The following is an 8910-nucleotide window of genomic DNA, read 5'->3' on the forward strand; positions in this document are numbered from 1 at the left end:
CGCGCACCAACTCGTGCCCGGCCCGTCGGTGTGCCCGGGGTTGGTTACATATCCGGCTCACCTGCGGTGACTGTGAAGCCCAAGGCGATGTCGACGGTGACCGGCTCCCCGCCGACGCTCGTGGTGACGCGGAGCTGGCGCGTGCCGTCCGGGCTGGGCTCCAGCTCCCACATCTCGTGGACCAGCTCGGAGGCCGGGCCGGGGATGAGTTCGCCGGACCGGGCGAGCAGGTGCGTGATCAGGCTCGCGACCTGGCGGACGGCCGGGTGCTCGGCGGCGGCTTTCGCGCGGGGACTCATGGCGGGCTCACATTCTTCCGGGTGGGATTAACTTCAATTCCATTCTTTCCGAATTACCTTCCCGGCATCCGCGAATTCCTGGATTGGTTCACTTAATTCGCCGATAATGCAGGAGGGCCCACCACCGGTAATTGGTGGCGGGCCTCTGTGATGTACGGGGCAGGCGTGCGGGCTTGCGGCTACAGCACTCGGAACAGGAAGGCGACGAGAATCGCGGCGATCATCAGTGACCCGGCGATCTGTTGCTCGCGCGGCAGGTCGAAGAAGTTGAACCGCTTGGGCTCGATGATCTGCTCGCCGTCGGGGATGTGACCGCCGTGCTTGAGGACGCGGTGGCTGTGGCGCTCCTGCGCGAGTGCGCTGCGAGTGTGCACCGGCAGCGACGTGGTGCGGCACTGCGTGCACCGGTAGCGGTACATCGCACCCCCCTCCATTTCAGATCACCCCCCATGATGCTCGATTTTCCAGGCGGACGGGCCCCTCTCGGTGTCCTGCACATACCGGTAGCCCTTCGCGATCTCCTCGCCCGTCCAGACGTCGTCTGGCGTATGGGCCCCCTCTTCTGGGGCGTTGGTGGCGTTGTTGGCGTTGGCGTTGGCACTCTCACCTGCAACAACGCCGGACCCCTGGGGGGAGCCCTGGGTGGGGGGCAACGGCGGGAAATCGTCGCGGTGCACGCCCGGCCCGTTCCCGGCCTCTGCGCGCACCCCCGTTCGAATGGCGATGTGGGCCTCGCCGAGCACCCTCCGGACGGCCCGGGTGTCGGCCAGGGAGAGGTGCTGTCGGAGGGTGGTGAGGAGCACCCCGCGCCCCTCTCCGACGAGCCGGTGGAGAGCGTGGATTACGTCGTTGCGGGAGGGCCCGGCGGGGGTCTCGTCGGCGCCCTCGGTGGACTTCTCGTCGGCACCCTCGGTGGACTCCTCGGCCGGGTCGTCGGCGGGGCCTTCAGGCGAGCTTTCGGGGGCCTTGGCGAGATCGGCCGCAGAGGTCGTTTCGTGGGTCTTCCCGAGTCGCTTGAGCCTGCCAAGGACTCCGCCGCTGGGGGTGTCCTTGGAGTTCTCCTTGCTGGCTTTCTCCACCTTGGCGGGAGCTTCTTCCGGGTTATCGCCACCCTTGGGCTTCTCCCCCGGCTTTCTGATTTTCTGGCCCTTCTCCCCCGTGACCTTTTCGCTCTTCTCCCCCGCCTTGTTGCCCTTCTTCTTGCCACCGGGCTCAGGGATTCGGCCGGTTCCGGCGGCGATGAGGAGCAGGAAGAGAGCGGCGGCTACGGCACCCGGGGCGGCAGGGTGCTGGGCGGGCGCGGTCGCCAGGACGTAGCCGAATGCTGCTGTGATGCCGAGGCGGGCGGGAATGCTGCCGCCCTTGCCGATGGAGCCGGTCGCCCAGGCGTAGAGAAGGACCAGGAGTAGCCGCCCGCCGCGCAGCAGGCACAGGACGCCGATGATGGCGCCGTGCCCGGCCCTGGCGAGGCCACGAAGCAGCGGAGGGCCGCCCCGGCGACCGGCGGCCACGGCGAGCGGTCCCAGTTCCTTCAGTGGCCTGACGTCGTAATAGGGGCTGAGGTCGGGGAGTGCCAGAGCGCGGCGACGCTGCTCGGGATCCTCCTCGCCGACGTCGTCCTGGTCCTCGTCGTCGGCCAGCTCGGGTTCGTCGTCCAACTCGGGCTGGGCGAGTGGCGGGACGGGGAAGGGGACGGCCACGGGCGCAGGCATGCCCCACTCCCCCGCCGCCTCGTCGTCGGGGTCGGGGACTGGGTACAGGTGCGGGGCGGTGCTCATCAGGCCGCCAGTTGTGCGGAGACGAGGGCGATCTTCTCCGCGAGGATGCCGAGGCCGCCGTCGGCGCTGGAAGCGATGTAGAAGAGCGGGATGCCCATCGTGACCAAGCCGCGCAAGGTCAGTTTCTTCCACGAGATGATCGCCATCATGCACAGGCCGATCGCGGGGAGGGTCAGTTCAGGGGCCACGCTGTTGACCAGTACCAGCAGGTCGTTGACGACGCCCTTCACGATGGAGAAGGGCCAGCCGGTTGCCGCGTAGGAGGCTCCGGCGAGGATGGACAGGAAGAGGGTCCATCCCCAGCCGAGAGGCTTGACCTTGCCCCCTCCGGATGTGCCAAGGATGAGAACAACGGTGAGGAAGGTGGCGAGTCCGAAGGGGCCGAGCGAGCCGATCAGGCTGTTCATGCGGTGTCCTTGGAGTGTGGTGGTCGGGCGGGGCTACAGCTCAAGGTCGGTGGAGCCGTACAGCAGGGTGCCGACGACCATGGAGATCAGCGGGATGCGCCCAGCGAGGGCGAACAGGGGGAACCAGCCGCGGGTGCGGTTGTCGAGCGCCCAGACGCCGACGGCGACGCCGTACCAGAGACAGACGTGCCGGTCGGTCCACGAGCCGTAGGTGTGCACGAGGTACGCCGTCTCGGCGGTGAAGTACTGCGGGATGCCGAAGAAGAAGCCGGCGGCGAGTGCGGTCCCGTTGTAGAGGGCCCAGCGCTTCGGGGCTTCCAGCCCGAGCCACCACTGGATCAGGGACTGTTTCGGCGCCGGCTTGCTGTCGAGGTAGGCGGGGCGCTGGTAGACCCGGGGAGGGCCGGTGTGCTTGCGGCGCCACTTCTTGCGGAGCCACGCTGGGATGGCGCTGCCGTCTTCGGCCTCGTCCTCGTCACTGCCGTCGGGGGCTTCGAGCTGCATCGCGCATTCCTGGCACCAGTAGGCGACGACTTCACCTGTGGTCTGGGAGTGAACCGCGTGCGGGGTGGGGTGGTCGCAATTCTTCGTGGCGGTGGCCTCTCCCCCGCCCTCGTCCTTGGTGGTGGACGTGCCGGGGACTGGGGGTTCGCCTGCGTCGAGGGGCGGCTTCTTCAGCGACCACCAGTCAGGCAGCCGGGCGGCGCCTGAACGGGGGTCCGGAACGGTGTCCGCGCTGGCCGGGGCCGTGTCCGGGCTATCCGGGGCGTTGGTGTCCGCCATGTCCGGGGCCGGGTCCGGCTGTCCGGCGTCGTCGTTCTTGGGCGCGTGGTCGGGTTCGATGCGGTCGGCGAGGTCGTTGAGGCGGCCGAGGAGGACGCGGGGCCGGAGGTCCATGGTCAGTTCCTTCCGTACGGCTTGAGGGCCCGGGCTGCGCGGCTGCCGAGGTCGCGGCCGTGGCCGCGGTGGCGTCGGGCGATGCTGCGCAGCACGGGCACGGCGCTGTCGGCGGGCACGATGCGGATGCCGTCGAAGATGAGCTCGCCGCCGTCGACGGGAGCGCCGTGCATGACGACGAGGGAGATGACTGGCACGCCCAGCACACGGGAGACGGTCGCGGTCTCATGGCGTAGGCCGCGCAGCCGGTCGGTGACGTCCAGGTCGCCGTGGAGGAGGCGGCCCCGCACGATGCGGACACGGCACCGGGCGTCCCAGCGCTTGGTGTCGACGGCGATGGCCACGCCCCGGGGCGACACCACGAGGTGGTCGACGTTCGCCCGGCCGGTGGGCAGCGCGAGGTCGTGGAGGACGGTCCAGCCGAGCGGGCGCAGGACGGCCAGCAGACGGCCGGTGCGTCGCTCACCCTCGGCACCGGCGGCGAACTGAGCGGCCTGAGCGGCCTGACGGCCCCGTACGGTCTGGATGCCGACCAACTCCGCGAGGCGCACGAGCGGCGTGCGGAGCTGGCGGGCGCGGGCCGCCGCCGACCGCCCGGCCCGGCCGGGGCGGCTGCCCCAGACGAGCCAGGCGAATACGGCGGCAGCCAGCAGGAGCGTGCCGATGCTCATGACGCGGTCCGCTTCCGACGCTGGATCTCGCGGTGGACGGTGCGGCGGACGGTATCCGCCGCCGCCTTCGGGTGGACCTTGTGGACGCGGGCGAGGAAAGCGGGGTCGTCCTTGTCCATGTGCGGGTTCTGGTCGAGGGCTTCGCGGGCCATGGCGGCGATCGACGGAACGGCGAAGTCGCGCACGGCGTCCTCGTTGCCCTGGCCGCCGGACATGTCCGCGCCGTTGTCCGTGTCCTGCCCGGACGCGAGCGGGACGAGCGGCCCGGGCGGGGTGGTCGCCTGCGCGGACACGGTCCCGGACGACTGTCCGGCCGCGGTGGTCTGGGCGGGTAGAGCAGGCTCCGGGGCTGGCTCGGCCGGGGTCTGTCCGGACGCCGGGGCTGACCCGTCCGGACGCTGTCCGGGCTGGGCCGGGGCGGTCAAGGCGGCGGCCGGGGCGGTCATGAGGGCCTGCGCGGTCTGGTACTCCGGGCCGCCGACTGCGCGCCGGTACGCCTCGCCGCGGTATAGGCGGCGCAGCTTCTCGCCAAGCAGCGCGCGGCCGGCCGCCTCCTGCTCCTGGGCGACGACCCAGTTCGTGACGCCCTTGGACAGCTTCACCTGCGTACGGCGCAGCAACAGCGCCCAGAAGCCCTTGGAGAGAAGGTCGACGACGGCACCGACGGCACCGACCCACGGGAGACCGTTGCTGTAGCCGTAGACGAACACGGCTCCCATGCCGATGACCAGGGCGACCCATCCAGCGATGCGGGCGGGGCGGGCGCGGTCGGGGTCGATCCGGCCGTCCAGCCACTCAAGGGCAAGGCAGCCGAGCCATGACGCGGTGAAGACCAGGCCGATCAGGTAGGCCACGAAGGGGTGCAGCAGCTCTGCGAGGAGTCCGCCGACGCTGGCCGAGGTCCCGATGAACGCGGCGACCGTGAGAAACACAGCGAGGCCGATGACGCCACGCAGAACGACGGTTTCCCAGTCCTTCGGCGGGACGGGCTCCTGAACGTAGTAGCCCTCGGTGTGGGTGGACTCTCGCCCGTCGATGACGGTGACGACCTGCCGCTGCTTCTTCACGCGGCGGTACTTCACGCCGGGCTCCTGGTACTGCGGGGCGTCGGGATTCTCGGGCATCGGGATGCCTTTCAGGGGGGCGACATGGAGGGGAAGGCCGGGCCCGCCTTCGGGCAGCGGGCCCGGCCTGTGGTGCAGGCCGCAGAGGGGCGGCCGTTCCCCAACGCGTGCTCCAGCCGCCGCTACTTGGGCGGGTCGGAGTGCTTCTGCGTGGGGCGCTTCTCGGGCGGGTAGTAGCCGCCGCGGTCCGGGTCGTAGACGGTGGCGTGCCGGTCCTCCGCCCGTGCGGGATCCCGGGTTGGCATGTCCTTGGGCAGCGGGCTCACGAGTCGCCCCCCGTCCCGTGGGCGCCGAGGGCTTCCACAGCGGCGACAGCGGCCCTGGTGAGACCAACGACCTGCTCTCCGCTGGTGGTCGCGGGCCGGCCGAGCATCCCGGCCTGGCAGTTCGCCTCGATGGCGTGGGACAGGCGGACGACGGCGCCGATCGCCGCGTAGACCGCGGGTCCGGGGTTCTCGACGTTATTCACTTGCCCCACCTGGCCTTGGCGGTGTCGGCGGCGCGGGCCTTGGTCAGCCCGGACTGGATGCGTGCCTCTGTCGCACGGTCCTCCCGCTCCTCGGGGGTGCCGTAGTCGGCAGCGCACTGCGCGAGGAGGTCCGCGGCGGACTGTCCCGGCTGGGTCTCTACCTTGTCGCGCTTGAAGAGAGCCATCAGACGGCACCCGCCCGCGTGGACAGGGAGGCGAGGACGCCGCGAAGGCGGATCGCGTACTCGCCGCGGGTGATGCCGCCGGTGTGGCTGGGGGCAACGGTCAGGGCCGTGCGCGAGACGTGCGCGGCATCGCTGCCGATGCGGCGGCCGCACACCTTGTACGCCTCAGCGCCGACGCTGACCAGCAGTGCATCCTGCTCCAGCAGTGCCGTGGGCCGTGTCGTCGTGAAGTGGGCGGCGACCTCGGCCAGGACGAGGGCGACCTTTTCGGTGTGCTCGGGCTGGACGGAGGTATGGCCGTCCGCCGGAATCAGATCAGTAGAGTGGCCCATTGCGTCAACTCCTGTAGTGGCAGGGCTTGGCGTTCCCGGCACCGTGTGCGACCGCGGAGCCAGGGTTGTGGCGGCCCGGTATGCGACTACCGGGCCGTCACTTTCGGTTTGTCCCGGCTTTGCGTGCGACCGCGCGGCTGGGGCTGATGAAGTTGTGATGCGACGATGACGGTGCGTCAACACCGCCGAACGATAGGCTAGCCTATTGCTCTCCGGCGGTGCTACACACCCGGAGAGGGGCGACTGTGGCCAGTTCGAACAACGAGGAGGTACAGCGAGTGAGAGCCGCGATTGCCGCCCTGTTCGAGGAGGACACGCCAGAGGAACGCTTCATCCGACTCACCCGCCTGCTCACCGACTGGCCGGAGCTGCACGCACAGGTGCGGCAGATGCGTCAGGCGACCGGGGACGATCTGCACGACAACGGCATGACGTACAAGGAGATCGGCGCACTGATCGATGTCACGGAGGGCCGTGCGAGGCACATCGCCAAGGGCATCGTGCGCCCGGTGCGCGACAACGCGAAGGCGAAGAGGAAATCCGGCGAAAAGCCCGAGGCGGCTGGCGAGTAGCGGCCGGGCGCCGTGGACAGCCGGCCGGCCGCGTCGCGGATACCGGATGGCCCGCGGGGGCGGGGATATCGGGCGGGCGCGACAGGGCGACCGGGACTGAGCATGCAGCGGCCCCCGCTCCGGGGACTCCAGGGCGGGGGCCGCTGCTATGTGGTCACCGTCGGCCATTGCCGCCGCGCGACCGGTCGTTGACTTCCTTCACCTTCTCCGAGACCGTCTTGCCATCCTGGGAGCCGTGCGGGTCTCCCGGGTTCTGAGGGGCGTTACTGGGGGCGTGGTTCACGGTCACTCTCCCGCTCCTGCGACTGGGGTTGGGGTTGGGGTGTTGTGCGTGCCCCCGGCGGGGTTGCGACCCACCCGCCGGAGGCGTTGCGCGGCCCGCAGACGGCGCCGGCCGTTAGTGGCCATCCGGTGCCGCCCCATGGATGCGGGCATGACCGATACGTGCAGAAGCCTGTCCTGCGACTGGCTATGCACCTCGATCCAGCAGCTCTAAGGTGTACTAGTACACCTGTCGGTGTCAATCCTGTCGCCGATAGTCACGAGGAACGGAGGAGGGTGTGGCACAAGAGGAGAAGGCGAAGTACCTGCAGATCGCCGAGGAGATCATCGAGCGGATCGAGTCTGGTGAACTCACGCCGGGCGATCACGTGCCGTCGGTCCGGGACATCATCGCCGCGCACCAGGTGGGCGCGGCGACTGCGGGCAAGGTGCCGGGGGTTCTGCGGCAGCGCGGCTACGCCGAGACAGTACGAGGCGTGGGCACCGTCGTCCGCGCCCGCCGCACTGTCGTGCCGGGCTCGGAGCGGCTGACCCGGTTGCAGACCAACACGAGCCTCGGGCCGGACGAGCGGGTCGAGATTCTGGCGCTGCGCCGCGAACCGGCAGAGCAGGAAGTCGCGGACGGGCTCGGCATCGAGCTGGGTGACCAGGTGGGGCTCAGGCGGCGCCGCTACCTGGACAAGGCCGGAGTTGTCACCGTCTCGTCGACGTGGGTGGCGGGTGCTGTCGTGGACGCGGCGCCCGCCTTCCTTGAGCCGTCGCCGCTGCCGAGGATGACGTTCGGGCTCATCGAGGAGGCCACCGGGCGTCGCGTCTCGCGGCGGCGGGACACTCACGACATCCGCCCGGCCCCTGCCGACATCGCCGGGCACATGGGAGTCGACAAGGGCACCCTGCTCCTAACGGTGATCAACCACTACTGGGACCAGTTCGGCGAACCGACTGAGTTCGCGATCGACTACGTCGGCCCCGGTCGATCGCTGTCGACGGAGTACGCCGTCGACTGAACTCCTGGTCCGCGTGCAGCACCGCGACTATGTGCACAGTTCGGCCCCCTTCCCCGCTGGTCGCTGAGAAGGGGGCCGAGTTGCGGGTCCGGACACTGTCCACGAGTCCTGTCCGGACGATGTCCGTGCTGGTAGCGGGGGCTATCGGCGTCCGGCCGCGAAGAGGGCGGCGACGCCGATCACGGCCCGGTGCAACGCCTGGTCAATGAGCGCGGGGGCGCCCGGGTCGTTGACGAGCCAGCCGCTCTTACCTGCCTTGTGCGCGGCGCGGACGACGAGCGGGGCGCCGTCCTCGGCGGTCTCGGGCCAGTGCCCGGCGCAGCGGTCGATGACGTAGTGCGACCCGCCGGACAGGGCGAGGGCCAGGCCCGCGCGCCGCCAGTCCAGGCCGAGGCGCAGGTATCGGTCGGCGGCCAGCAGTGCGAGGGCCTGCGCGGCGGTGTATGAACCGACGTGCCGTGCGCAGACGAGGGCGCCGTCGCGCCCGTCGTTGCCCTTGGCGACAGCGTCAGCATCGCGCTGGAGGATGTAGTCACCGATCTCGTGCGCTGCCATTAAGGCGACGTACGCGGCTCCGGCGCGGGCGCCGGGCGACGCGGCTCCGGTGACGCGGGCGGGGAGGTGGACGACGGCAGTGCGGGCTGCTCCGGCCGCCGTACGGGACGCGGTGCGGGCGGCGCGGCGGGCGGGATCGAGGTTCATCGTGAGGCTCCTTCGGAGAGGGTGCGGGCAGGGACCCGGGCGGCGGAGGCGGCTGGGGCTCGGTGGACAGGAATAGTTGGGTGCCGCCACGTCGTCGTCGCGCACGGTGCGGCTCCCTTCGGTGTCGGGGTCCAGCCTTGCGGGGCGTCGGCTGGCGTTGTGCCCAGGACTGGGCAGTACGGAAG

Annotated in this window: 14 protein-coding genes; 2 read left to right on the forward strand and 12 right to left on the reverse strand. The window is 70.4% G+C overall.

Annotated features, from left to right (window positions below; all coding sequences use genetic code 11):
- Window positions 1-44: 44 nt before the first annotated feature.
- The 11 genes from HUT18_RS11775 to HUT18_RS11820 all read right to left on the reverse strand — a co-directional run bounded on the left by HUT18_RS11775 (window position 45) and on the right by HUT18_RS11820 (window position 6162).
- Window positions 45-299 carry a hypothetical protein gene (locus HUT18_RS11775; protein ID WP_176100230.1) on the reverse strand — a complete coding sequence of 85 codons (255 nt, stop codon included), beginning with the start codon at window positions 297-299 and terminating at the stop codon, window positions 45-47.
- Between the two features lie 179 nt (window positions 300-478).
- Entirely contained in the window at window positions 479-718 is a 240-nt protein-coding gene (locus tag HUT18_RS11780) for a hypothetical protein (protein ID WP_254878539.1), read from the reverse strand.
- A gap of 21 nt (window positions 719-739) precedes the next feature.
- Window positions 740-2011: a hypothetical protein gene (locus HUT18_RS11785; protein WP_176100233.1), complete on the reverse strand. Its 1272-nt coding sequence runs from the start codon at window positions 2009-2011 to the stop codon at window positions 740-742.
- Between the two features lie 65 nt (window positions 2012-2076).
- Window positions 2077-2484 (reverse strand): hypothetical protein, encoded by a 408-nt coding sequence (locus HUT18_RS11790; RefSeq protein WP_176100235.1) that lies wholly within the window; start codon window positions 2482-2484, stop codon window positions 2077-2079.
- Between the two features lie 33 nt (window positions 2485-2517).
- A complete protein-coding gene (locus HUT18_RS11795; RefSeq protein ID WP_176100236.1) occupies window positions 2518-3381 on the reverse strand; it encodes a hypothetical protein in 864 nt (287 codons plus the stop codon).
- Window positions 3382-3383: 2 nt separating this feature from the next.
- Window positions 3384-4052 carry a nuclease-related domain-containing protein gene (locus tag HUT18_RS11800; protein ID WP_176100238.1) on the reverse strand — a complete coding sequence of 223 codons (669 nt, stop codon included), beginning with the start codon at window positions 4050-4052 and terminating at the stop codon, window positions 3384-3386.
- The gene (locus tag HUT18_RS11805) at window positions 4049-5176 is read right to left on the reverse strand and encodes a hypothetical protein (RefSeq protein ID WP_176100240.1); all 1128 of its coding nucleotides are present in this window, start codon (window positions 5174-5176) and stop codon (window positions 4049-4051) included. Before HUT18_RS11805 ends, HUT18_RS11800 begins: the two co-directional genes overlap by 4 nt.
- A 122-nt stretch (window positions 5177-5298) precedes the next feature.
- Window positions 5299-5421 (reverse strand): hypothetical protein, encoded by a 123-nt coding sequence (locus tag HUT18_RS34170; RefSeq protein ID WP_303246538.1) that lies wholly within the window; start codon window positions 5419-5421, stop codon window positions 5299-5301.
- Between the two features lie 17 nt (window positions 5422-5438).
- Window positions 5439-5645, reverse strand: coding sequence for a hypothetical protein (locus HUT18_RS11810; RefSeq protein ID WP_176100241.1), 207 nt, complete (start codon window positions 5643-5645; stop codon window positions 5439-5441).
- Window positions 5642-5830, reverse strand: coding sequence for a hypothetical protein (locus HUT18_RS11815; protein WP_176100243.1), 189 nt, complete (start codon window positions 5828-5830; stop codon window positions 5642-5644). The genes HUT18_RS11810 and HUT18_RS11815 overlap by 4 nt, the downstream gene beginning before the upstream one ends.
- Complete coding sequence (locus HUT18_RS11820) at window positions 5830-6162, reverse strand: hypothetical protein (RefSeq protein WP_176100245.1); 333 nt, start codon at window positions 6160-6162, stop codon at window positions 5830-5832. The genes HUT18_RS11815 and HUT18_RS11820 overlap by 1 nt, the downstream gene beginning before the upstream one ends.
- Window positions 6163-6440: 278 nt before the next feature.
- Between HUT18_RS11820 and HUT18_RS11825 the strand changes: the two genes are divergently transcribed.
- Both HUT18_RS11825 and HUT18_RS11830 read left to right on the forward strand, forming a co-directional pair.
- Window positions 6441-6734 carry a hypothetical protein gene (locus tag HUT18_RS11825; RefSeq protein ID WP_176100247.1) on the forward strand — a complete coding sequence of 98 codons (294 nt, stop codon included), beginning with the start codon at window positions 6441-6443 and terminating at the stop codon, window positions 6732-6734.
- Between the two features lie 560 nt (window positions 6735-7294).
- On the forward strand, window positions 7295-8023 hold the full coding sequence (locus HUT18_RS11830; RefSeq protein ID WP_176100248.1) for a GntR family transcriptional regulator: 729 nt from the start codon (window positions 7295-7297) through the stop codon (window positions 8021-8023).
- Between the two features lie 141 nt (window positions 8024-8164).
- On the opposite strand, the gene HUT18_RS11835 is transcribed toward HUT18_RS11830, so the two are convergent.
- Window positions 8165-8725 carry a DUF3307 domain-containing protein gene (locus HUT18_RS11835; protein WP_176100250.1) on the reverse strand — a complete coding sequence of 187 codons (561 nt, stop codon included), beginning with the start codon at window positions 8723-8725 and terminating at the stop codon, window positions 8165-8167.
- Between the last annotated feature and the right edge of the window lie 185 nt (window positions 8726-8910).

It is taken from the genome of Streptomyces sp. NA04227, from assembly GCF_013364195.1.
GTDB lineage: Bacteria > Actinomycetota > Actinomycetes > Streptomycetales > Streptomycetaceae > Streptomyces.

What these genes read in the sequence shown, in the direction of transcription:
- HUT18_RS11800 (WP_176100238.1), bottom strand. Translation starts at nt 4,052, where the DNA reads ATGAGCATCGGCACGCTCCTGCTGGCTGCCGCCGTATTCGCCTGGCTC.
- HUT18_RS11795 (WP_176100236.1), bottom strand. Translation starts at nt 3,381, where the DNA reads ATGGACCTCCGGCCCCGCGTCCTCCTCGGCCGCCTCAACGACCTCGCC.
- HUT18_RS11805 (WP_176100240.1), bottom strand. Translation starts at nt 5,176, where the DNA reads ATGCCCGAGAATCCCGACGCCCCGCAGTACCAGGAGCCCGGCGTGAAG.
- HUT18_RS11785 (WP_176100233.1), bottom strand. Translation starts at nt 2,011, where the DNA reads ATGCCTGCGCCCGTGGCCGTCCCCTTCCCCGTCCCGCCACTCGCCCAG.
- HUT18_RS11790 (WP_176100235.1), bottom strand. Translation starts at nt 2,484, where the DNA reads ATGAACAGCCTGATCGGCTCGCTCGGCCCCTTCGGACTCGCCACCTTC.
- HUT18_RS11820 (WP_176100245.1), bottom strand. Translation starts at nt 6,162, where the DNA reads ATGGGCCACTCTACTGATCTGATTCCGGCGGACGGCCATACCTCCGTC.
- HUT18_RS11775 (WP_176100230.1), bottom strand. Translation starts at nt 299, where the DNA reads ATGAGTCCCCGCGCGAAAGCCGCCGCCGAGCACCCGGCCGTCCGCCAG.
- HUT18_RS11815 (WP_176100243.1), bottom strand. Translation starts at nt 5,830, where the DNA reads ATGGCTCTCTTCAAGCGCGACAAGGTAGAGACCCAGCCGGGACAGTCC.
- HUT18_RS11780 (WP_254878539.1), bottom strand. Translation starts at nt 718, where the DNA reads ATGTACCGCTACCGGTGCACGCAGTGCCGCACCACGTCGCTGCCGGTG.
- HUT18_RS11835 (WP_176100250.1), bottom strand. Translation starts at nt 8,725, where the DNA reads ATGAACCTCGATCCCGCCCGCCGCGCCGCCCGCACCGCGTCCCGTACG.
- HUT18_RS34170 (WP_303246538.1), bottom strand. Translation starts at nt 5,421, where the DNA reads ATGCCAACCCGGGATCCCGCACGGGCGGAGGACCGGCACGCCACCGTC.